Raw genomic sequence first — 24,402 nt, forward strand, 5'->3', positions numbered from 1 at the left:
ATCTTTGTGAACGATTTGCGTATAATGCCGGCAATTTTTTGAGTTTTCTGAGTATTTGGCATTCATGAAGATTGTACGAGTCGCTTTGGCGGTGCCTTTAGCGCAATATTTTGATTATTGGTGTGCGGACGATTTGCCGATTGTTGTTGGTGCGCGGGTGAAAGTTCCTTTCGGCCGGCAACATAAGGTAGGGATCGTCGCGGCATTACCGGCTGAATCCGATATCACACCAAGCCAACTCAAATCCATCGATTGTTTATTGGATGAACAATCTTTATTTAATTCGGTGAGTTGGCAATGGCTTCATTGGGCGGCGGATTATTATCAGGCACCGATTGGTGAAGTGTTGTTGCAGGCATTACCGGTTAAATTGCGTAACGGTGAGCCGTTGACGGCCACGGAGCGGGTTGTATGGCGTTTGACGGCGCTCGGTGAACAAGCATTAATCGAACATTGGGCAAAACGTGCCAAGAAACAACAAGAAGCCTTGCAAGCCTTATGCGATGGTGAATTAGAGAAAGGTAATAATCCGTTTAGTAGCGCACTGTGGTCGGCTCTCGTGGGGAAAAATTGGGTGTGCCAGGTAAGCCAACCGATCATTCGGCAAAGCTGGCAGCAAGCGTTAGGTGAGCAACCCTTAGTGAATGCTAACGACCGTCTAACCCTCAATAAACAGCAGGCCTTGGCCTTTAGCCAACTGCAATTTCAGCAAGGTTTTAATGTATGGTTGCTAGATGGTGTGACCGGCTCAGGGAAAACGGAAATTTATCTGCAATATATTGAAGAGATTTTAAAACAAGGTAAACAGGTATTGGTGTTGGTACCGGAAATCGGTTTAACGCCACAAACCGTTGAGCGTTTTAATAGCCGCTTTAATGTTCGCATTGATGTGTTGCATTCTAATTTAAATGATAGTGAGCGTTTACAGGTGTGGGAACGTGCGCGCAATGGCGAAAGTGCGATTGTGATTGGTACCCGTTCCGCACTATTTAGCCAATTTGCCGATTTAGGTTTGATCATTTTAGATGAAGAACATGATGGTTCCTTCAAACAACAGGACGGTTGGCGCTATCATGCGCGAGATTTAGCGGTAGTGCTAGCGCAAAAAATGGCGATTCCGATCATCTTGGGATCTGCAACCCCAAGCTTGGAAAGCCTAAATAATGTGCATAACGGCAAGTATCAACATCTGCAATTAGCCCGCCGTGCGGCTTCCGGCAATGCATTACGACAAACGGTCATTGATTTGAAACATCAAAGGGTACAACAGGGGCTGTCGCAACCTTTACTAAATAAAATGCGCGAGCATTTGGAAAAGGGCAACCAAGTGTTGTTGTTCCTCAATCGTCGTGGCTTTGCTCCGGTATTACTGTGTCATGAGTGTGGTTGGATTGCGACTTGCCGCCATTGCGATAAACCCTATACCTATCACCAGCAGCTCCGTGTATTGCGTTGCCATCATTGTGGTGGCCAAAAGCCGTTACCCATGCAATGTGGCGATTGTGGTTCCACCAATTTGATTACCACCGGCTTGGGCACTGAGCAGCTAGAAACGGCCTTGGCGGAGATTTTTCCACAATATCAGATAGCTCGTATCGATCGGGATAGCACGGCTCGTAAAGGTAAATTAGAAGGCTACTTAGCGGATATCAATGCGGGTAAAAGCCAAATCCTTATTGGTACTCAAATGTTAGCAAAGGGGCATCATTTCCCAAATGTGACCCTAGTAGCGTTAATTAATGTGGATAGTGCTTTATTTTCCTTAGACTTTCGGGCTGAGGAGCGGCTTGCCCAATTATATGTGCAGGTAGCAGGTCGCGCCGGACGGGCTGAAAAAGCGGGGGAAGTGGTATTACAAACCCATTATCCTGATCACCCGCTACTCACAACCTTGTTAGCCAAGGGATATACAGCTTTTGCTGAGCAGTGTCTTCAACAACGCCGACAAATGGGTTTACCCCCGTTTAGTTTTCAAGCTCTTTTCAAGGCACAGGCGCGTCATAGTGATGAAGCGGAACAAACATTATTACGGATAGCTGATTTTGTACGCGGACAGCAGGTGGCAGGATTGCAGATTTTAGGACCGATGCCGGCGCCATTTAGTAAGAAAGCCGGGCAATATCGTTGGCAATTGTTGTTGCAACATCCATCGCGACGCGCCTTGCAATTACTGTTACAGACTTATCGAGGACAGACATTGAAAGGTTCTTCGGTGCGTTTGGCGTTGGATGTGGATCCTCAGGATTTAAGCTAATCGTATTGAAATACGCCCGTCCCTCTAGCGAAACGGGGCAATTTTCAGTAGAATTGGCCGGTTTTTCATCGGATAAATTTTTTGGCGGTTTTTACCCCATTAACAGTTAGGATCTTAATATAGTGGCTCATCGCGACTTTGCCGCCCGTCAGCGCGGTAACAACAAAAAGAAAAAAGGCAAAAAAGCCAATAAAACTCTCTTAATCTTAATCGCTTTAGCGGTGGTAATCGCCTTTGCAGGCGGTCTGTTTTTATTGCGTTCGAAAACCCCTGAGCCGGTAACTCCAGCACCGGCCGTAGTAGAAAAAACGCAACCGAAAAGCGTTCTGCCGAATCGTCCGGAGGAGGTGTGGAGTTATATCCAAGCGTTGGAAACCCGCACTGTACCGGTGGACAATAACCAAAATTCGGTGGAAAAAAACATGCGCTTGACCAAAGAGCAACGTGAAGTGTTGCTGCAAATGGAAAAAGAGCAAAAAGCCCAAGAAGCGAAAAAATTAGAAGCGCAGGCAAAAGCGGAATTAGCCGCGAAAGTGGAAGCAGCAACTAAAACTGAAACAGCAGCAACGCCAGCTCAAGTGGTGAAACCTGAAGCGGTGAAAAAAACGGAACCGGTGAAGAAACCGGAAGTGAAAGTGGAAACTGCACAGCAGCCACAGCCGAAAAATGAACCGGCGAAAATTGAAACTGCCAAGAAGGCAGAAGTGAAAACCGATGCGGCAAGTGGTGAGAAAAAATTTGGTTTGCAATGTGGAGCTTTTAAAAATCGCACTCAGGCCGAAAGTTTGCAGGGCCGTTTGGCTATGGTCGGCGTGAATGCCCAAGTGGTTGTTAGCGGCGAATGGAATCGGGTGCGGGTTGGCCCCTTTGCTTCCCGGGATGGTGCTGTTCAAGTGCAGGAAAAAGCCAAATCAGTAATTGGCTGTGTTGTTATCGGTATGTAACCTTCAGATAAAACCGCAAAATCGTGAGATTTGCGGTTTTATTTTTACCTCTAATAAAATCAATGACTTAGCTTCTATTTTCGGCAAAATGTTAAAAAACTCGGGGGCGTTTTCAAATAACTCCTTGCCAAGTGGGTAAAAATCCATAGAATGAACGTTCATTCATTTGGGCTGTGATAATCAATTCTTATCGTTTCAAATGTTCCTTTCTTCATTTAAATCCTAGAAAAATTTTATTATGCGACAGACAAAAGCTGATTTGAGCGCACAGATTTTTGCCGCCACTGATCGCCTAATGGCCAAAGAGGGTTTGCATCATTTATCGATGCATAAATTGGCTAAAGAAGCAGGTATCGTTGCGGGAACGATCTATCTGTATTTTAAAAATAAAGATGAGCTGTTGACGAACTTTGCCCGTCAGGTGTTTTGCCAATTTATAATGGCGATTGAACAAGATGTTGATGAAAATCAGCCATTGTTTAACCAATATCGCACTATGTGGTGGAATATCTGGCGGTTTTTGCAGAACAATCCGACGATTCTTTGCAATATTAATCAATACCGATCACTCCCTGAATTTGTAGATATTTGTCGGGAGCCGAAACATTCCTGCTGGGATCGCTTTTGCGAACAGGGACGAGAGTCCGGAATCCTCGCTGATTTATCAAACGATATTTTATTTATGTTAAGTCTGAAAACCGCCATGGCAGTAGCGTCAGACTTTAAATTTTTTCAATCGGAGATTACCGATGAAATTCTGGAATCTGTGGTTGACCGTTCTTGGCGGGCAATTCAGAAATAACCTGTAACTTTATGTTTTAACGGAGTTTTCCAAATGAGTATAACTCAATCTCAACGACCAAAGCGTTCGCATGTTTTCTTTTTGAAATTAGCGTTGGGCGTGTTTGTGTTAATTTTTGCTGCGATGATTTTTATGAATCAGATGAAAGCAAAAGGTATCGCAGAGTTCTTGGCCAATAAGCCGGAAACGGCATCTCCTGTAACCGCTATGACCGTAGCGGCATCCGAGTGGACGCCGGTAATTGAAACGACCGGTCTTGTTCGTCCAAATCAAGGAGCTATGTTAAGTTCGCAGAATGCCGGAACGGTAGCAAGAGTATTAGTCAGCAACGGCCAGCAGGTGAAAAAAGGCGATTTGTTGGTTGAATTGGATAGCTCTGTTGAGCGAGCTAGTTTAGCGGCCGCTGAAGCCCAGTTACCTTCATTACGGGCGACCTATCAACGTTATGCTAGCTTGATTGCCAGCGGTTCGGTATCCCGTCAGGAACTGGATAGTGCCAAAGCCGCCTATGATGCTCAGGCTGCTAATATCAATTCTTTAAAAGCGGCTATTGAGCGTCGTCAAATTGTGGCACCTTTCGATGGTAAAGCCGGTATTGTGAAAGTGAATGTTGGGCAATATGTCAATGTAGGTACGGAAATTGTACGTGTTGAAGATCGTTCTTCTATGAAAGTCGATTTCGCTATTGCGCAGAATTTGTTGGATAGACTGCATGTGGGGCAAAAAGTGACGGCTACTGCTGATGCCCGTAAAGGTGAAACCTTTGCTGCAAAAATCACCGCTATTGAGCCTGCGATCAATACTTCGACCGGTTTGATTGATGTTCAAGCAACCTTTGAGCCGGAAGACGGTGCAAAATTGCTCTCCGGTATGTTTACCCGTTTAAACGTGGCTTTACCGACCGAACATAGCCAAATTGTAGTGCCACAAGTGGCGGTGAGTTACAACATGTATGGCGAATCTCTTTATGTGTTGACCGCACTTTCTGACGAAGATATTGAGAAATTAGGTGGTGCAGAGAAAGCCGCAAATATGTACCGTGCGAAATCAATCACCGTCTTTACTAAGGATCGTCAAGGCATTTATGCGCAATTAAAAGGCGATGAAGTGAAAGTAGGCGATAAAATTGTGACCGGAGGCCAACAAAACTTAAGCAATGGTGCTTTAGTTTCCGTTGCCGATAAAGAAGGCGTGGGTACGCAACAACCGGCGAAGAAAACCAATCTTTAATTAGGAAAAGCGAATGAGATTTACCGATATATTTATTCGTCGCCCTGTTTTAGCGGTTTCGATTAGCCTGTTAATCATTATTTTAGGATTACAGGCCATCTCGAAATTGGCGGTGCGTGAATATCCGAAAATGACCACTACGGTAATTACGGTGAGCACGGCTTATCCGGGGGCGGATGCAAACTTAATTCAAGCGTTTGTGACCTCAAAAATTGAAGAAGCGGTGGCACAAGCGGATAACGTGGATTATATGTCCTCCAGTTCTAGCCCAAGCTCTTCAACGGTAACCGTAAAAATGAAATTGAATACGGATCCGAATGCGGCATTGGCGGATGTATTAGCCAAGGTAAACTCGGTGCGTTCCGAGTTGCCTAGTGGGATTGAAGATCCGACAATTTCTTCCTCTACCGGTGGTTCGGGAATTATGTATATTAGTTTCCGTTCTAGCAAACTCGATGCAAGCCAAGTGACTGACTATATTCAACGCGTAGTCAAACCTCAGTTCTTTACCGTAGAAGGGGTGGCGAGTGTAAATGTTTTCGGGGCTTCTGAATACGCATTGCGGATTTGGCTTGATCCGGAAAAAATGGCTGCACAAAATCTTTCGGCAACTCAGGTGATGTCGGCGTTATCGGCAAATAACGTACAAACTGCGGCAGGTAATGATAATGGTTATTTTGTGACCTATAAAAACAAAGTGGAAACCACCACCAAATCCGTTGAAGAGTTAAGAAATTTAATCGTAACCTCTAGTGGTGATAAATTGGTGCGTTTACGCGATATCGCCGATATTGAGTTAAATAAATCAAGTGATACCTCACGTGCGGTAGCGAATGGTGCTGATTCTGTTGTATTAGCGATTAACCCAACTTCATCAGCGAACCCACTCACCGTTGCAGCTAAAATCCGTCCGTTGTATGAAAGCATTAAGAATAATCTACCGGATGCTATTCAATCGGATATTTTATATGACCGCACGATTGCAATTAATAACTCAATTAATGAAGTGGTAAAAACCATTATCGAAGCGACGGTGATCGTATTGGTGGTGATCACCATGTTTATCGGTTCATTCCGGGCGATTTTAATTCCGATTATTACCATTCCGATTTCCTTGATCGGGGTAATTATGTTGCTGCAATCCTTTGATTTCTCCATTAACTTGATGACTTTGTTAGCCTTGATTCTAGCCATCGGTTTGGTGGTGGATGATGCGATCGTTGTATTAGAAAACGTGGACCGTCATATCAAGCTTGGGGAAACACCATTCCGTGCAGCGATTATCGGCACCCGTGAAATCGCCGTGCCGGTGATTTCTATGACGATTGCCTTGATTGCGGTATATTCTCCAATGGCGTTAATGGGCGGGATTACCGGCACATTATTTAAGGAGTTTGCCTTGACCTTAGCGGGGGCGGTATTTATCTCCGGTATTGTGGCGTTAACCCTTTCACCAATGATGACCAGCCAATTGCTGAAATCCAATGCGGCTCCAAGTAAATTGGAGCAACGTGTAGAGCATACACTTAGCAAATTGAATGCTGTTTATGGTTATGCGCTTGATTTAGTGATGATGAATCGTAAATGTATGCTTGTGTTTGCAGCGATTATCTTTGCAACCTTACCGGTATTGTTTAAATCACTTTCGAGTGAATTAACCCCACCGGAAGACAAAGGCGCATTCTTGGCTATCGGTTCAGCACCTTCTAATGTGAACGTGGATTATGTGCAGGCAGCTATGGCACCTTATCAGGAGATTTTAACGAATACACCGGAAGTGCAGTTTGCAATGACCATTTCAGGTGCACCAAACGCTAACCAATCGTTAAACGTAATTACGTTAAAAGACTGGAAAGAACGCTCAAAAAGCCAAGCGGCAATCCTGAATGAATTAAATGCTAAAGCAAAAGCGATTCCTGAAGTATCTGTACAAGGCTTCGCGTTCCCTGAAATTGAAACCGGTGAACAAGGGCCACCAATTGGCTTTGTGATCAGCACATCTCAAGAATATGGTGATTTGGCCAAGGTTGCCGGTAAATTCTTAGAGGATATGCAAAAATCCGGCAAGTTTGTGTATACCAATCTCGATCTGAAATTTGATACGGCACAAATGCGCATTAAGATCGACCGTGAAAAAGCGGGTAGTTACGGTATTACCATGCAACAAATCAGCCGTACGTTAGGGAGTTTCTTATCTGCGGCAACTATTGAACGCGTGGATATTGATGGCCGAGCTTATAAAATTATTTCCCAAGTAAAACGAGACAACCGTTTATCACCGGAAAGCTTTAATAAGTACTACATCTCAGCTGCAGACGGTACCTCCGTGCCATTAAGTAGCTTAGTGACTGCTACACTTGAGCCACAACCAAGTTCCTTACCGCGCTTCAGCCAGTTAAATTCTGCGGTGATTAGTGCAGTACCGATGCCGGGGACTTCGGTTGGTGATGCGATCCAATGGTTACAAGACAATGCCAAGGATAGCTTACCACAAGGCTATAACTACGACTTTAAAGGTGAAGCCCGTCAGTTAGTGCAAGAGGGTAACGCACTTGCAGTAACGTTCTTACTTGCTGTAGTGATTATTTTCTTAGTTTTGGCGATTCAGTTTGAATCAATTCGCGATCCAATCGTGATTATGATTTCTGTACCTTTAGCGGTGAGTGGCGCCTTGTTGGCTCTAAATATCTTCGGGTTTATTGGTACAGCAGGCTCGACGCTAAATATCTACTCACAGGTTGGTTTGATTACCTTAGTTGGTCTTATCACGAAACACGGTATTTTGATGTGTGAAGTGGCCAAAGAAGAGCAATTAAACCACGGTAAAACCCGGGTTGAAGCTATTACCGAGGCGGCTAAAGTACGTTTACGTCCAATTCTAATGACAACCGCAGCGATGATTGCCGGTCTTGTACCGTTGCTTTATGCAACAGGTGCCGGTGCGGTATCGCGCTTTAGTATTGGTATTGTTATCGTGGCAGGTTTGGCTATCGGTACATTGTTTACCTTGTTCGTATTGCCAGTGATTTATTCTTACATCGCAAGCGAACATAAACCATTACCGGAGTTCGATGAAAATGTGAAACCGATTGAAGGACACATTAACGAACAACATTAATTCACCATAAAAATAACAACCGCATTTGGGCTGACTCAAATGCGGTTTTTTTCTGTCTTAAATGCCCCCGTGAAAATCAATGTTTTTTCAAAAATATATGCTAAGTGATTGATTTTATTACAAGTGTTTAAAAAAGTCCTTTGTGACTAAAAACGATGAATATGAATGAATCGACTATTTAGAATGGCATTAAATCAGCAAGCGAAACGCCTCTTTAGAATCTTAAATTTTTTCTTAAAATAAGGTGTAAGTAATTGATTTTATTAGGGATGGTTTAAAAGTTGGATGTTCAGGGGAAATAGGGCGCTCGTATATGAGTGCCAGAGTAAATAAATAGTTTGGCCGATTAGCCTTGGAAAGGAAAAAGTAAAGGAACAAGGAAAACCGTAACTAACATGACCAGCAGGGTGAAAGGGACACCGATTTTAATGAAGTCGCTGAAACGGTAACCGCCGGGACCAAGCACCATGGTATTTACCGGTGAAGAGACCGGTGTCATAAAGGCACTGGAGGCGGCAATAGCGACCACCATAGCAAATGCAATAGGTGACATGGAAAGTTTTTCCGCTAAGCTGATAGCAATTGGTGCGACTAAAATTGCCGTAGCAGTGTTGGAGATAAAGAGTCCAACAACGGCGGTGAATAAGAATAACACCATGAGCACCGCATACATGCTCCACCCCTGTACCAGCTGCAACATGCCATCCACAGCTAAGGCGATCCCGCCGGTTTTTTGTAGGGCGATTGAGAACGGCATCATTCCGATAATTAAAATCAAACTTTGCCAATGAATGGATTGATAAGCACTTTGACTGTCGATACAGCGGAAATAGCCGAGTAATAAGCAGCCGATAAGCGCTGCAATTACGTTTGGCACGATACCTGTAATCATTAGAAAAACCATCACTAAGATGGATAAGAGGGCGAGCGGTGCTTGGCTGGCCGCGGGGACGGCGCGGTCCATTTCTTTCGGATAATGTAATACAAAGAAGTCCTTATTTTGCACCGCCATTAATTCTTCGATGCGTTTCCAGTCACCGATAACCAAAATTAAATCACCTAATTTAAATGGCGCTCCGCTGAAACTATCGGGCAGTAATTCGCCGTCTCGTTTGATGCCGGCTACATTCAACCCATAACGAGTTCGAAAAGATAACTCAGCGGTAGTTTTACCGATACAGGCTGATTCCGGAGCGGGAGTAAGCTCTGCCATACCGATGGATTTAGCGTGCTCGGCAAAGGATTGGGTTTTGATTTCATCCGGTTCTAGCAGAAATTCTTGACAGAATGCCGCAATGTCAAATTCCGGATTACCGATGTCGATCATTAAGATATCTTTTTCTTTGATTTCCGAAGTGCCGAGCGGCATGCTGTAGCGAGGGCGGAAATGTTTCCAACGCTCAATGGCTAAAACGTTGAGTTTATAGGAGGAGCGTAGATGGAGTTGATCGAGGGTTTTTCCGATAAAAGGCGAGCCGTGACGCACCACAAAACGTTTGGTACGTTGGCGGATACCATATTCATCAATTAGCTCGATCATCGAACGGGTATTATTATCAACGGATTGAGCATCAGCAGGGGAGGCTAACCAACGACGCGCCAGCAACATATAACCGATACCTAATAATAAAATCACTAAACCGATAGGGGTAAAATCAAAAAAACGCAAACGTAGACCGGTATCATGGAGTAGTTCTGCGTTAACCACCAGATTTGGCGGTGTGGCAATCAGCGTCATCATACCGCTTATCAGGCCGGCTACGGAAAGTGGCATCATTAAGCGTTTAGGAGGAATATTCATTTGTCGGCAGATCATCAATACCACCGGAATAAATACTGCAACCACACCGGTAGAGCTCATAAATGCCCCGAGGCCGGTAACCGAAAGCATTAGATAAATAAGTACCTTCACTTCACTGTTTTTAGCAAAACGTAGAATTGAATCGCTGACCTGGTAGGCAATGCCGGTACGTACTAAGCCCTCACCAACTACAAACAATAAAGCAATCAGGATAATATTGGGATCACTAAATCCCGCTAAGATTTCATTAATCGAAAGAATACCGCTGGTATAGAAAAACAACATGACTAATAACGCGACAACATCCATACGCATTTTGTTGCGGACAAATAGAAAAACGGCAGCTGTTAACAGAACGAGGGTCCAAAATAGCGGGCTGCTCCAAAGGGCGTGATTAAAAATGGTCTGCATAGCGATTTCTTGTTATAAACCTAATACTTTTTTCACTGGCGCGAAGCTACGCCGATATTCCGGTAAAGGGCCGAGTTCGGCGAGTTTTTCCAAATGGAGTTTGGTGGGGTACCCCTTATGTTGTGCAAAAGCATAGTCTGGATATTTTTTATCCAGCTCCATCATTTCCTGATCCCGGGCAACTTTAGCTAGGATGGAGGCTGCGCTGATTTCGGCAACCTTCGCATCGCCTTTAACCACTGCCAATGCTGGCTGCTTGAGATGCGGAGGAATGCGGTTGCCGTCCACCAAGACAAATTGTGGACTAATCGCGAGCGCATCTACAGCCCGTTGCATAGCCAACATTGAGGCATGTAAGATATTTAGTTGATCAATTTCGGCAGGCTCAGCTCGACCTAATGCCCAAGCCAGCGCTTTTTGTTTTATCTCGTTAGCCAGTGCTAAACGTTTTTTTTCTGATAGTTTTTTGGAGTCGGCGAGACCGGCAATTGGTTTAGCTGGATCTAAAATGACCGCCGCGGTGACTACCGCACCCACGAGAGGACCGCGTCCAACCTCGTCAACACCGGCAAATAGCTGATATCCTTCCGGGTATTGGAAATCCGTCATTATTCCTCCAGTAAATCAATGACTGCGCGAGCGGCTTGGGCATCGGCATTGCATTGAATCAGTTTGTGTAATTCGCTAAAGCGTTGTTTGAGTGCCTGCCGTTTGACTTCGGCTGTTGCATCGTTACCGAGGTAAGGCTGTAATTCATCGGCAAGTCGTTGTGGGTTACAGTCCTCTTGAATTAATTCGGGTACCAACATCTCATCGGCTAATAGATTCGGTAAAGAAATATATTTTGTTTTAACCAAACGCTTTGCTAACCAATAGGTAAAAGGTTTCATTTTATAACCTACAACCATTGGAGATTTACAAAGCATAGCCTCTAAGGCCGCTGTGCCTGAAGCTAATAATGTCGCATCGGCGGCAATCATTGCCTGACGAGCTTTTCCGTCCAGTATATGTAATGGTAAATCTGGTGCAATTTGTTGCTTTATTTGTAGAAATTGATGGCGGCGTTTTTCATTAACTAAAGGTACTAAAAATTGTAACGCAGGGTTTTGTTTGTTTAACAATTGGGCTGTTTTTAGAAAAGGCTCGCTTAAAAACTCCACTTCACTACCACGGCTACCAACCAAAATGGCTAAATAATGGCCATGTTCATCAATGCCTAATTGATGGCAGGCTTCGATTCTATTTGGTGTGAGCGAAATTGCATCTGCCATGGTATGGCCGATAAAGCGGCAAGGCACTTGAAAGCGGTCATAAAAAGCTTTTTCAAACGGTAAAAAAGCCAGTACTAAATTTGTTGCATCGGCAATCTTATAGATGCGCTTTTGTCGCCATGCCCAAACAGACGGGCTGACGTAATGAACAGTTTTAATCCCTTGGCGTTTGAGTTTTAATTCCACATCAAGATTGAAATCAGGTGCATCGATGCCGATAAAAATATCGGGCTTGATAGTAGAGAGTTGTTTGACCAGGTTTTTACGAATACTGAGCAAACGTGGTAAGTGTTTGAGAACTTCCACTAGTCCCATCACCGCTAACTCTTCCATATCAAATAAGCTATTAAAACCTTCGGCAATCATTTGTGGACCACCGATGCCGATAAAGCGGGCGTTAGGGTAGTGCTGCTTTAGTTCTTTTATCAGACCTGCACCTAAAATGTCCCCGGAAATTTCACCGGCAACAATGGCGATAGTAGGAGTATTTATTGTCATAAAATGGAATTTATCTTAAAAAATAACCGCACTTTCTTGCAAAAGTACGGTTAGTCGAAATGCATTGTGATTAACGAATAATGCCGCGCGTTGAACGTTTGAAAAATTCGACGAAGAAACTGATAGCAGATTCAGTTTGAGCGATTTGCTCAATTTCCGGCATGACTTCCTCAAGGGTTTTACCACTACGATAAATGAGTTTATATACGTTACGAATGGCATGCATTGTCGGTTTATCAAAACCACGGCGCTTGAGTCCTTCGAGGTTTACACCGAATGGTTGGGCATGATTGCCTTGAGCCATTACATAAGGCGGTACATCTTGGCTGACCATGGAACCACCACCTAACATGACATGCGCTCCAATGATAACAAATTGGTGAATGGCAGACATGCCACCAACAACAACGAAATCATCTAGTTCTACGTGTCCTGCTAACGTTGCGTTGTTAGCCAAAATACAGCGATTTTTAATGATACAGTCATGGGCCACATGTACATTGATCATTAGTAGGTTGTCATCACCAATTTTTGTCACGCCAGTCCCTTGTACAGTACCACGGTGGATAGTGACACTTTCGCGGATACGGTTACGGTTACCAATTTCTACACGGGTTGGCTCACCTTTATATTTAAGGTCTTGATTGACTTCACCAATACTAGCAAATTGGTAAATCTCATTATCTTCGCCAATTTTTGTAATGCCGTTGATTACTACGTGGGAGTGTACGACAGTACCTTTACCGATCTCGACATCTTTGCCGATTAGAGTAAATGGGCCAATTTGTACGTTTTCTGCAATCTTCGCGCCTTCTTCAATGATTGCGGTCGGATGAATTTTTGCACTAGGATGGATCATCAATGCCCCCTTATTGGTTTAGCGGCGTGCACACATTAATTTGGCTTCGCAGGCTACTTCGCCATTTACCGTAGCAATGCCGGTAAATGCGGTAATACCGCGACGTTCTTTGATAACTTGAACATTGAGTTCCATTTGATCTCCCGGTAATACGGGACGTTTGAAGCGGGCTTCATCAATACCAGCGAAGTAGAAAAGCTCACCACCTTTTAATTCATGGGTTTTGAATGCCAAAAGCCCCATGGCTTGAGCCAGAGCTTCTAAAATCAAGACTCCAGGCAAAATAGGTTCAGCAGGGAAATGCCCGGTAAAACAAGGTTCATTAACGCTAATGTTTTTAATGGCTTTTAACCATTCCCCTTCTTTGTAATCCAGTACCCGATCGACCAATAAGAATGGATAGCGATGCGGTAATAATTGCATAATTTCCTTTGCTTCAATCACTTTGCTTACTTGATTTTCTGACACGTTGACAACCTTAATTTCAATTATGATAAAAATGCTCGAATTATACGCTATTTCCCTATAAAAATAAACGTACCGCAATTGCGGTACGTTTGATTGTGTTGATGAATGGTTAGCCTAATTTTTTCTCAAGAGCTTTTAGGCGTTTATTCATGTTATCTATGCCGAGGGTTAATGCTGCGGTTTTGCGCCATTCCTTATTCGGTTGTAGTGGAATTCCCGAGGAATATATGCCAGGCTCAGTAATCGGGCGCATCACCATTCCCATTCCCGTAACGGTTACTTGATCACATATCTCCATATGGCCATTAATCACACTCGCACCACCGATTAAGCAATAACGGCCTACTTTCAAACTGCCTGCCATAATTACACCGCCGGCGACAGCAGTACCGGTTCCAATATGCACGTTGTGGGCAATTTGGCATAGGTTATCAATGATCACATTATCTTCGATAATGGTGGCATCTAATGCCCCGCGGTCAATACAGGTACAAGCACCAATTTCCACATTGTTACCTATGATTACTTGACCAACTTGAGGGATTTTTACCCAACGGCCACGATCATTAGCGTAACCGAAACCGTCACTACCAATCACTGCGCCGGATTGAATTAGACAGTTTTTACCGATTTCTACGCGATGGTAAATAGATACGTTAGCCCAAAGCTGCGTTCCTGCCCCAATTTTGGATTCTTTGCCGACAAAGCAGTTTGCTCCAATAATGACGTTATCACCAATCTCTACATCATCCTCAATAACGGTATTTGCACCGATAGAAACATTTTCCCCCAGTTTGGCTGTAGCAGAAATGGTTGCATTGGCAGCAATACCATGAGCTGCTTTTGGGGTGCTATCCATATATTGAGCCAATAATGCATAGGCAAGGTAAGGATCTTTTACAATAAGTAAATTGGCTTCTGTAGAGCAAAATTCAACATCAGCTTTGGATACAACTAATATTCCCGCTTGGGATTCTTTTAGTAGTGGACGGAATTTGGCGTTGGAAATAAAGGTAAGTTGGTTAGATTGGGCTTTTTCTAAAGGCGCTATATTTTCAACAACGACATCGGCGTTACCGCGAACGGTAGCGCCGATTTGTGTTGCCAATTCTTGTAAAGAATAGGATTTTTTCATTATGAGAACCTATTATTTTTTCTCTTCGGTTTTAGCCGGAGCAACAGGTTTCTCAGTAGCTGGGATAGATTTTAAAACCTCTTCGGTAATGTCTTTACCATCTACCGCATAAACAACAGAGTTCGCATCAAGAACATAGGTATAACCTTTGTCTTTTGCCAATTTATTAGTTGCTAATTGAATGCTTTCTAATAATTTAGCACGTGCATCTGCTTGTAATTTATCGCTTTCAGCTTGGAACTCCGCTACTTTTTGATCTTGTTCTTGCATTAATTTGTTTAATGTAGCTTCTTGTTCTTCGCTAAATTTACCGATTTCATCCTGACGTTTTTGAATATCAGCTTGGCGTAAACGTGGTGCATCTTTTTGTAATGCAGCAACTTTGGCTTCGATTTGTTTACGGGCATTGGCAATTTTATCATCAATAGCCTTTTTATCGGCAGCAAGTTTGTCTGCAGTTGGTTTTAGTTTTGCATCAAGATTATCGGCAACTACTTTACGATCTGGGTGGTTTTGAAATAGATAACCAGCATTGATGAATGCAATGTTTTCATCGGCCATGGCATAACCGGAAGCAAGTGCAAGACCTAAAGAAAGTGCGGTAACTTTTAAAACTTTTTTCATTTTTGATTTCCTTATAGATTTAAGTTTATTTGATTTATTTATATCGGGCGATAAGCCCGATATAAAGCATCGAATTCGACAGGCGTCAAATTACAAAGTTCAACAATTAGAATGAGCCGCCAATACTAAATTGGAATTGTTCGACATCATCGTTTTCGTATTTTTTGATCGGTTTAGCGTAAGAAAATACCAATGGACCGATTGGGGATTGCCATTGGAATCCAACCCCTGCAGAGGCTCGAATACGGCTTGGAGAGCTGTAATCTGGTGTATCTAATGCGTTGACCTGAGCATTACGGGCTTTATCGGATTTCCATTTAGTATTCCAAACACTAGCAGCATCTACAAACAAGGAGGTACGTACGCTGTTTTGTGATTTATCAGCAATAAATGGTGTTGGGACGATTAACTCTACGCTAGCAGTACCAATTGCATTACCGCCGATAACATCTGTACTTTGATAGAAATTACCGTATTTATCTTGGTAAATTGCATTTGGTCCAATCGCACCATAAGAAAAACCACGAATGGAACCGATACCACCGGCAGTATAAAGTTGATAGAACGGAACACGTTTACCACCTAAACCATTTGCATAACCGGCAGAAACTTTACCAGAAAGAACCCAACGATGATCGCGATCAAGTGGGTAATATCCCTGAACATCTGCACTTAGTTTATAGTACTTATTATCGGAACCAGGGATTGTCACTCGACCACCGATCGATGCTTTAACCCCTTTTGTTGGGAAGTAACCGCGGTTTAAGCTGTTATAATTCCAACCAAAGGAAAAATCAAAGTCGTGGGATTTGATTGAGTTTGTCATGTATCCCATGGAGTCTAGGTAAATATAACGGTTATATTCCGGTGTAAAGTTACTGATTTTGTTATAGGTATAACCTAATCCCAAGTAGTAAGAGTTGTTTTCATTGACCGGGAAACCGAGAGTAACATTACCACCATAAGTAGTACGTTTATAGTTTGAAAGCGTATCACTCTTAGAGTTATCGTAGGTTTCATAGAATACATTACCACCCAAACTCACCCCGTCTTTAGTAAAGTAGGGTTCGTTATAGCCTAAATTTAAGCTTGTACCATAGTCATTACGTGAGCCACCTAAGCTAACGGCTGCACCTGTTCCTAAGAAGTTGTCTTGTTTCACACTAGCTTGATAACTGATACCACTTTCTGTACCGTAACCAATACCAAAGTTAATACTACCGGTATTTCGTTCTTTTACTTTGTAAACAACATTTACTTCATCGTTAGTGCCTTCAACCGGTTCCGTACGGCTCTCAACGGTTTCAAAGAATCCGGTTCTATCTAAGCGAATTTTACCAAGTTCAACCAGTTGTGAATTATACCAAGTACCTTCTTGTTGGCGCATTTCTTGACGTAATGTGCTGTCAGCTGAAACGGTATTACCTTCGAACTGAACTTGACGCACGGTTAAACGACGACCGGCATCGACCACAAAGGTTAATGCTAAGGTTTTATCTGCTTCGTTAAAATTTGGTACAGCATTAACTGTGGCGGCACCATAACCGCGTTCACCTAATTTGTTTTTGATTGCATTTTCAACGGCAGTAACATCAGCTCGGCTGTAAGTATCGTTGATATGTAATTCGGACAATAATGGCTGTAATTCTTCCGCCATACCACCAAGGTTACCCACAATACGCGCACCGCTTAGGTCATATTTGTTGCCTTCGTTAATATCAATAGTAACATTGGCTTGAGTTTGATTATCGTTTAATTGAACATCAGTATTGGTGATTCTTGCTTTCGCATAGCCGTGATCTTGATAATAGTTTTGAATGGTTTCCAAATCTTTACCAAATTGGCTACCGTCAAATTTATTACCCCATAGTTTCCACCAAGCATCTGGTTGTAGCTCCATTTGCTCTTGTAGCGTTGAACTAGATACCTCATTGTTACCGACGAAAGTCACTGATTTTAATTTTGCAGTATCATCTTCATCAATTTGTAAATTGATCTCTGCTCGGTTATTCGGCAGGGTATTTACAATAGCATCAACTTTTGCATTGTAACGACCGACACTTTTATAATGTTCTCTTAGGGATTTAACAAACTCATCCAATTTTGCACGGTTTAATACATCACCTGATTTGAAACCATTGGCGTCCAAGTTTTGTTTTAATGCTTCAGTAGGAATTGCCGAGTTCCCTTTGATATTGACTTCAGAAATAATTGGTTTCGCGATTACGCTAACTACAAGCGTATTACCGTCTTGGAAAGCTTTAACATCATCAAATTTGCCGCTTACGAAAAGGGAACGAACAATGTTAGCAACATCTTTGTCGGTAACCCGTTGACCAGCACGCACAGGCAGGGAGGCAAGGATATTTTGTTCTAGATCCCCTTGTACACCATCAACCCGGATATCTTTTGCCACAAAAGGTGCAGCAAACGCGCCGGCGGTTGTTCCGAACAATAAACCAGCGATTAGAAGTTTTTTCATCGACTTGTGTCCTATTTACTAAAAGAAAATTATAAACGTAGAAAATCGTTAAATAAGGCAAAAAACATTAATGCAAACAATAATAAGGCTCCAATACGATATGCCATATTTTGCACCGATTCACTCACCGGACTGCCTTTAACACCCTCTGCCGCCAAAAATATTAAATGGCCACCATCAAGTACCGGCAACGGAAATAAATTCATGATGCCAAGGTTTACGCTGATTAGCGCCATAAAACTTAAAAAATAAACCCATCCTAAATTAGAGGTTGCACCAGCGCCTTTTGCAATGGAAATTGGCCCGCTTAAATTTTTTAGTGATAAGTCGCCGGTAAATAATTTACCAATGACTTTAACTGTTAACCAAGACAGCTGTGCCGTTTTCTCTACGCCTTTTTGCAGAGCATCAAGAATATCATATTTTATTTCGGTTCGGTACTCTTCGCCAAGATTTATCGCGGTTGGCGCAACGCCGATAAACCATTTATTTTCAGCATTTTTTTCCGGTGTAAGCGTTACTAAAAAGTGCTCTTGGTCTCGTGCTATCCATACTTGAAATGGTTTTCCCTGTTGGACTAACTGAACGAATTCCATCCAAGGTAAGCTTTTGTTTTCTAAAGGTTTACCGTTATCTTCCGCTAAAATAACATCTCCAGGCTGTAAACCGGCTCGAGCAGCAGGCGAATTATCAACAATTTTGCTTAACTTCATGGTGACAGTAGGCCGGACAGGTTGCATACCTAAAGTTTCAAAAGCGGTTTCTTTATCTGGATCAAAGTGCCAAGTATCTAATTTGAGGGTACGCTGTTGGGCATTATTGGTACCAAATTCCGTATAGCGAATTGTCGCTTGCGATTCTCCTAATTTGCTTGCCAATAGCATGTTGATAGTTTCCCAATCGGGCGTATTTTCGCCATCAATGGCTAGAATTTGACTGTTAGCAGGAATACCGGCTGAGGCAGCGATAGAGTTTGGCGTGATTTCCGCTATGACCGGTTTTACCGATGGAATACCGACAGCGTATACAATCCAATAGGCTACGATAGCAAATAGAAAGTTGGCTATTGGGCCGGCAGCGATAACAAAGGCTCGCTGGATAAGAGATTTGTGGTCGAATGCCTGTCCTTTTAGTTCGGGCGGAACTTCTTCATTGCGCCCATCTAACATTTTGACATATCCTCCCAATGGGATCACTGATAGGGCAAATTCAGTGTGTTTTTTATCCTTCCAACGCCATAGAACTTTACCAAAACCGATGGAAAAACGCTGAACGCGAATACCACAACGGCGTGCAGCCCAAAAATGACCGTATTCATGTACGCTCACCAATACAGCAATGGCAATCAGAAATGCGCCCAGTGACCACAAAAAAGACATGTATTGTCCCTATAAAACAAAGAAATAGAAGTAGGCAAAGAATGGTACTGCAGCAGTTAGGCTATCGATACGATCTAGCACACCGCCATGGCCAGGAATGAGTTGGCTACTGTCTTTGATGCCAGATTCCCGTTTAAACATACTTTCCGTTAAATCACCTAACACTGAAATGGCTACGGTTGCAACGGATAAGAGCACAAACCCGCCAACTGAACGTTGACCTAGCAATGTGGCTTCAAAGAAATACATAAATACGAAGGCCAATATCGCTGCAGTGCATAAACCGCCGACAACACCTTCCCAAGTTTTGCCTGGAGAAACTTTTGGCGCTAATTTATGTTTACCAAAGGCACGACCGGCAAAATAAGCACCGGAATCGGCTGCCCATACCAAAACAAAGGCATACAGCAAAAGGAATAGGCCATGATAATTATCTAGCGCATAACCGTCCAAGCGTAGACGTAAAACAGCCGCCATAAATGGAATCAAGGTGGAGAAGGCGAATAACAATTGTAATAATGGATTTTTGCCCCAGTAGCGCGCACTACTTGGATAAGTACATACCAACAATAATGCAATTACCCACCAAGTGATGGAATTAATTAACAATAGCGGTAAATAGTCGACAAATACTCGGCCGGCATCTAAATAGTTACCTTCCGTATAAATCCATAAAAAGATAAAGGCTCCGAGGAATGCTGCAATAATTAGGCGCGCCAACGGTTGTTTAAAGCGGGCAAATTGTGTCCATTCCCAAAGTCCGAGAGTGGTCACTAACCCTAATGCTAAAGCAAAATAGAAGGGGCTAAATAAAAATAGGGCGCAAAGTACCAATGCGATGAGCACAATTGCCGAAAGTACACGTTCCTTAAGCATAATCTCTCCGATTATTCGGTCCCGCCAAAACGGCGATGACGTTGTTGATAACAGGCGATTGCCTGATTGAAATCCTGCTCACCGAAATCCGGCCAGAGCACGTCTAAAAAACAAAGTTCCGCATAGGCAATTTGCCATAGCAGAAAATTACTAATGCGTTGTTCACCACTGGTCCGAATTAATAAATCTACCGGTGCTTGATCTTGGGTAACCAAATGTTGTTGGAATAGGTTTTCGTTAATATCGGCAGGTATCAATTGTCCGTTTTGGACTTTTTCGGCTAAGTGGCGAGTCGCCTGTACAATATCCCAACAGCCGCCATAATTAGCCGCGATGTTAAGGGTGAGGGATTGATTGTCTGCTGTCAGTTGTTCAGCTTTGGCGATTTTTTCCTGTAATTTTGGACTAAAACGCGAGATATCACCGAGAATTTTTAGCCGAATATCATTTTTGTGCAGTTTTTTGACTTCCCGATCCAATGCTTGCATAAATAGAGTCATCAATGCACTGACTTCCTGTGCCGGCCGATTCCAGTTTTCGCTACTGAAAGCATATAACGTCAGTACTTTCACTCCCACTTGGCGTGCGTAACTGACAGCACGGCGGACGGCTGCGACACCATTGGTGTGGCCGAAGATACGCAGTTTATTTTGTTGTTTCGCCCAGCGTCCATTGCCATCCATGATGATGGCAACGTGTTGAGGAATATTTTCAGGATCTAATAGTTTCATTTCTAAGCGGTTCACTCGGTAATGCGAGGATAAACGGGTTTTTAAAACAACTCTAATAAAATCAATGAGTTAGGTGTTGTTTTTGGCAAAACGCAGAAAATTAAGGGGGCGTTTTGTTTAATTGAAGCGACTGAGAGCTTCGTTAGCCAAGGCGCGAGCCTGTTGATCGATGGCCAAGACATCGTCAATGCAGCTAATCTGTGTAGCATTCATTTGCTCCACGATATGTCGATTGATTTGGGCGATGTCCGTAAATTTTATGTGTTCGTCTAAGAATGCCTGTACGGCTACTTCATTTGCCGCATTCATTGCGGTAGTCGCATATTGGCCCGCAGCAAATGCATCCATTGCTAATTTTAAGTTAGGGTAGCGGGAAAAATCCGGTTCGATAAAGGTCAGCTCTTTGAGCTTAAAGAAATCCAAAGGTTCCACTCCGCTGACGATACGTTGTGGATAGGCCATGGTTTCAGCTATTGGGGTTCGCATATCGGGATTGCCCATTTGTGCGATCACCGAACCGTCAATGTAGCGCACCATCGAATGAATAATTGATTGAGGGTGAATAATCACTTCCATTTCCTCGGCGGAGGCGTTAAATAGCCAGCGTGCTTCAATGTATTCAAGGCCTTTGTTCATCATGGTGGCGGAATCTACGGAAATCTTTTTACCCATTGACCAGTTTGGATGGGCAATCGCCTGTGCCGGTGTGATTCGCTCAAATTCGCTTAATGGTTTGGTTCGAAATGGACCACCGGAACCGGTGAGAACAATTTTATTGACGCCGAGTTCGGCCAATGGACAGAAGCCAATTTTTTCCTGAGCAGCCGGCGGTAAGGATTGAAAAATCGCATTATGTTCACTATCGACCGGTAAAAGACGGGCTCCATATTGTCGCACGGCATCAATAAAAAGTTGGCCACAGGTTACGAGTGCTTCTTTATTAGCCAAGAGTACTTGTTTTCCGGCTTTCACGGCGGCTAGCGTTGGTAGTAATCCAGCTGCTCCAACGATTGCCGCCATTACTTGGTCTGCTTCAGGATGGGCGGCTAATTCACAAATTGCCGTTTCACCAGCCATCACTTCTGTGGCAATGTGATGGGCGCGGAGCTTTTCAGTCAAGATAGCTGCTGCTGTAGCATCCGCTAGCGCAGCAAAACGTGGTTGGAATTTTACGCAGGCGTTAAACATGGCATCGATATTTCTTCCACCTACCAAGGCAAATGCTTGATATTGCTCGGGGTTATGTTCAATAACGGAAAGTGTGCTATTACCGATAGAGCCGGTGGCACCGAGGATCACCAGATTTTGTTTTTGCATAAAATATTGACCGCATTTTCATGTAGATAAATAGAAGAAGGGCAGACGCTAAGGCCTGCCCCATAAGCGATTGGGAGATTAGAAATCCATTAATTCTTTTTCTTTGTCCGCCAATACTTCATCAACTTTCTTAATAAAGCTGTCGGTGAGTTTTTGGATCACTTCTTCCGCTTTATGTTGATCGTTTTCGCTGATTTCTTTGTCTTTTAATAGCGCTTTGATTTTGTCATTAGCATCGCGACGAACATTACGGATTGCTACTTTGCCTTGTTCGCCTTCCGCTTTTACGATTTTGATCAAATCACGACGGCGCTCTTCCGTTAATGGTGGAAGAGGAACACGGATGGTGGTGCCTGCAGATGACGGGTTTAAACCAAGATCAGAGGTTAAAATGGCTTTTTCTACAGCGCTGATTAAAGAACGATCAAACACGGTTACAGCTAAGGTTCTAGCATCTTCAGCGACAACGTTAGCTAATTGGCGTAACGGAGTTGCCGCACCATAGTAATCCACTTGGATTGCATCCAATAAGCTTGGTTGGGCGCGACCGGTACGAATTTTAGAGATATGACCGCGTAATGCCTCAAGGCTTTTTTCCATACGTTCTTCGGCATCTTGTCTAATTTGATTAATCATGCGTTGTCCTTGTTAATAAGAAATAGATAAAAACGCCGTGATTCTACTGGATTTTTAGCTTGTTTTGAATAGTTTTCTTAAGCCACTTAGCCAATAAAAAACCGCCTTGCGGCGGTTTTGGTAAGGTTAGAGGTTTTTAGCCAGATTTTTGATGAAGGCCTTAAACTCTTTACCTAGTTTTTCGTGGCGAATACCATATTCAACGAAGGCTTCCATATAGCCAATTTTGTCGCCGCAATCGAAGCTTTCACCTGTCATATGGAAGGCTTCAACGGTTTCTTTCTCGATAAGCATATCGATAGCATCAGTTAATTGAATTTCATCACCTACGCCGATTGGGGTTCTTTCTAACAGATCCCAAATTTCAGCAGAGAACACATAACGGCCGACAACCGCAAGGTTGGATGGGGCTTGATCTATGGACGGTTTTTCTACGATGCTATGAATTTTAGCACTTTCGCCACCTTTTAACTCTACGCCCGCACAATCGGCAATACCGTAACTGCTGACGTTTTCTTGAGGCACTGGAGCAACCATAATTTGGCTAGCTTTGGTTTCGTTGAAGCGTTTAATCATAGCGGAAAGATTTTCTTTCTTTTGATTAGCGCTGAAATCAGCTAATAACACATCAGGCAATACTACCGCAAACGGTTCATTTCCAACGACCGGACGTCCGCACAATACCGCGTGTCCTAAACCTTTGGCATTGCCTTGACGTACATGCATGATGGTGACATCTTTTGGACAAATAGAACGAACTTCTTCAAGTAATTGACGTTTTACCCGTTTTTCCAACATGGTTTCCAATTCAAATGAGGTATCAAAATGATTTTCGATAGCATTTTTAGATGAATGGGTAACCAATACGATTTCTTTAATGCCAGCAGCCACACATTCATTTACGACATATTGAATGAGTGGTTTATCGACCAGGGTAAGCATTTCTTTTGGAATTGCTTTGGTGGCCGGCAACATTCTTGTACCTAAACCGGCTACAGGGATAATTACTTTCATAAGTGTCCTCTTGTTGTTTGAGCAAAATAATGACCGCACCGTGATGCGGCCATCTCTATTCGCTATAGAAGTCGGTAAATTCTCAATCCTTTCTCCCCCTGAGGGAGCATTGTGCCGATTTATAGAATGAACTTAATCGGTTCGTTAAGGGGAGATACTGATTAAAACACCGTCTTAGACATCTGAGGCGAATGGCGTCAGGTAAGTTAATGGTGTCTTGGCAAAATTTGCCTGAATTCATCATTGCTATATCAATAAATATCTCAATTGTCGGCCAAGTGGGCAAATACACCGTTTGGCCTACCTTACTGACCGAAAACTAAAATAATTTAATTACACAAAATCTGACTTGGAGGAACTTTATCGCTCAAGTTCTTCTTTTGTCTGTTGAATTCGTTGGTAAATTTCCTCTCGGTGAACGGATACTTCTTTAGGTGCTTGAACACCGAGTTTGACTTGGTTTCCACGTACACTCAAAACCGTGATAGAAATATCATCTCCAATAAGTACACTCTCGCCAACCTTACGAGTCAAGATTAACATCTTTCATCT

20 protein-coding genes are annotated in these 24,402 nt (G+C 43.2%); 5 read left to right on the top strand and 15 right to left on the bottom strand.

The genetic code is table 11. The features are described 5' to 3' along the window. The first annotated feature begins 64 nt into the window (after positions 1 to 64). The 5 genes from priA to acrB all read left to right on the top strand — a co-directional run bounded on the left by priA (position 65) and on the right by acrB (position 8,348). Positions 65 to 2,254 carry a primosomal protein N' gene (gene priA / locus CKV74_RS04640; RefSeq protein ID WP_007241947.1) on the top strand — a complete coding sequence of 730 codons (2,190 nt, stop codon included), beginning with the start codon at positions 65 to 67 and terminating at the stop codon, positions 2,252 to 2,254. 122 nt (positions 2,255 to 2,376) lie between these two features. Next, positions 2,377 to 3,198, top strand: a complete 822-nt coding sequence (ftsN, locus tag CKV74_RS04645; protein WP_095176798.1) for a cell division protein FtsN — start codon at positions 2,377 to 2,379, stop codon at positions 3,196 to 3,198. A gap of 238 nt (positions 3,199 to 3,436) precedes the next feature. Next, the gene (locus CKV74_RS04650; protein WP_007241981.1) at positions 3,437 to 4,000 is read left to right on the top strand and encodes a TetR/AcrR family transcriptional regulator; all 564 of its coding nucleotides are present in this window, start codon (positions 3,437 to 3,439) and stop codon (positions 3,998 to 4,000) included. A gap of 33 nt (positions 4,001 to 4,033) precedes the next feature. Beyond that, entirely contained in the window at positions 4,034 to 5,230 is a 1,197-nt protein-coding gene (acrA, locus tag CKV74_RS04655) for a multidrug efflux RND transporter periplasmic adaptor subunit AcrA (protein WP_007242023.1), read from the top strand. Positions 5,231 to 5,243: 13 nt separating this feature from the next. Then, positions 5,244 to 8,348, top strand: a complete 3,105-nt coding sequence (gene acrB, locus CKV74_RS04660) for a multidrug efflux RND transporter permease subunit AcrB (protein ID WP_095176799.1) — start codon at positions 5,244 to 5,246, stop codon at positions 8,346 to 8,348. A gap of 346 nt (positions 8,349 to 8,694) precedes the next feature. Here the strand turns inward: acrB and CKV74_RS04665 are convergent, their stop codons facing one another. From CKV74_RS04665 to csrA, 15 genes are all read right to left on the bottom strand, one after another. Next, positions 8,695 to 10,560, bottom strand: coding sequence for an SLC13 family permease (locus CKV74_RS04665; RefSeq protein ID WP_095176800.1), 1,866 nt, complete (start codon positions 10,558 to 10,560; stop codon positions 8,695 to 8,697). A 12-nt stretch (positions 10,561 to 10,572) separates the two neighbouring features. After that, positions 10,573 to 11,169, bottom strand: coding sequence for a ribonuclease HII (rnhB, locus tag CKV74_RS04670; protein ID WP_095176801.1), 597 nt, complete (start codon positions 11,167 to 11,169; stop codon positions 10,573 to 10,575). After that, positions 11,169 to 12,329 (bottom strand): lipid-A-disaccharide synthase, encoded by a 1,161-nt coding sequence (gene lpxB, locus CKV74_RS04675; protein WP_007242003.1) that lies wholly within the window; start codon positions 12,327 to 12,329, stop codon positions 11,169 to 11,171. The genes rnhB and lpxB overlap by 1 nt, the downstream gene beginning before the upstream one ends. A gap of 70 nt (positions 12,330 to 12,399) precedes the next feature. After that, positions 12,400 to 13,188: an acyl-ACP--UDP-N-acetylglucosamine O-acyltransferase gene (gene lpxA, locus CKV74_RS04680; RefSeq protein WP_007242047.1), complete on the bottom strand. Its 789-nt coding sequence runs from the start codon at positions 13,186 to 13,188 to the stop codon at positions 12,400 to 12,402. Between the two features lie 18 nt (positions 13,189 to 13,206). Next, the gene (fabZ, locus tag CKV74_RS04685; RefSeq protein ID WP_007241945.1) at positions 13,207 to 13,656 is read right to left on the bottom strand and encodes a 3-hydroxyacyl-ACP dehydratase FabZ; all 450 of its coding nucleotides are present in this window, start codon (positions 13,654 to 13,656) and stop codon (positions 13,207 to 13,209) included. A gap of 109 nt (positions 13,657 to 13,765) precedes the next feature. Continuing rightward, positions 13,766 to 14,791: a UDP-3-O-(3-hydroxymyristoyl)glucosamine N-acyltransferase gene (gene lpxD, locus CKV74_RS04690; RefSeq protein ID WP_007241991.1), complete on the bottom strand. Its 1,026-nt coding sequence runs from the start codon at positions 14,789 to 14,791 to the stop codon at positions 13,766 to 13,768. Positions 14,792 to 14,803: 12 nt separating this feature from the next. After that, complete coding sequence (locus CKV74_RS04695; protein ID WP_095176802.1) at positions 14,804 to 15,415, bottom strand: OmpH/Skp family outer membrane protein; 612 nt, start codon at positions 15,413 to 15,415, stop codon at positions 14,804 to 14,806. 106 nt (positions 15,416 to 15,521) lie between these two features. Beyond that, on the bottom strand, positions 15,522 to 17,897 hold the full coding sequence (bamA, locus tag CKV74_RS04700) for an outer membrane protein assembly factor BamA (RefSeq protein ID WP_007242034.1): 2,376 nt from the start codon (positions 17,895 to 17,897) through the stop codon (positions 15,522 to 15,524). A gap of 29 nt (positions 17,898 to 17,926) precedes the next feature. Further along, positions 17,927 to 19,276 carry a sigma E protease regulator RseP gene (gene rseP, locus CKV74_RS04705; RefSeq protein ID WP_095176803.1) on the bottom strand — a complete coding sequence of 450 codons (1,350 nt, stop codon included), beginning with the start codon at positions 19,274 to 19,276 and terminating at the stop codon, positions 17,927 to 17,929. A 9-nt stretch (positions 19,277 to 19,285) separates the two neighbouring features. Further along, the gene (locus CKV74_RS04710) at positions 19,286 to 20,152 is read right to left on the bottom strand and encodes a phosphatidate cytidylyltransferase (protein ID WP_007242007.1); all 867 of its coding nucleotides are present in this window, start codon (positions 20,150 to 20,152) and stop codon (positions 19,286 to 19,288) included. A gap of 11 nt (positions 20,153 to 20,163) precedes the next feature. Further along, on the bottom strand, positions 20,164 to 20,883 hold the full coding sequence (uppS, locus tag CKV74_RS04715) for a polyprenyl diphosphate synthase (RefSeq protein ID WP_039847781.1): 720 nt from the start codon (positions 20,881 to 20,883) through the stop codon (positions 20,164 to 20,166). A 117-nt stretch (positions 20,884 to 21,000) separates the two neighbouring features. Further along, positions 21,001 to 22,200 (bottom strand): 1-deoxy-D-xylulose-5-phosphate reductoisomerase, encoded by a 1,200-nt coding sequence (ispC, locus tag CKV74_RS04720; protein WP_007241943.1) that lies wholly within the window; start codon positions 22,198 to 22,200, stop codon positions 21,001 to 21,003. A 78-nt stretch (positions 22,201 to 22,278) separates the two neighbouring features. Further along, positions 22,279 to 22,836: a ribosome recycling factor gene (gene frr, locus CKV74_RS04725; RefSeq protein WP_007242054.1), complete on the bottom strand. Its 558-nt coding sequence runs from the start codon at positions 22,834 to 22,836 to the stop codon at positions 22,279 to 22,281. A 126-nt stretch (positions 22,837 to 22,962) separates the two neighbouring features. Continuing rightward, a complete protein-coding gene (gene galU / locus CKV74_RS04730) occupies positions 22,963 to 23,850 on the bottom strand; it encodes a UTP--glucose-1-phosphate uridylyltransferase GalU (RefSeq protein WP_007242033.1) in 888 nt (295 codons plus the stop codon). A 360-nt stretch (positions 23,851 to 24,210) separates the two neighbouring features. Beyond that, entirely contained in the window at positions 24,211 to 24,393 is a 183-nt protein-coding gene (csrA, locus tag CKV74_RS04735; protein WP_007242013.1) for a carbon storage regulator CsrA, read from the bottom strand. Positions 24,394 to 24,402: the final 9 nt, after the last annotated feature.

The sequence above is a fragment of the Haemophilus pittmaniae genome, from assembly GCF_900186995.1.
In the GTDB taxonomy this organism is placed as follows: Bacteria; Pseudomonadota; Gammaproteobacteria; order Enterobacterales; family Pasteurellaceae; genus Haemophilus_D; species Haemophilus_D pittmaniae.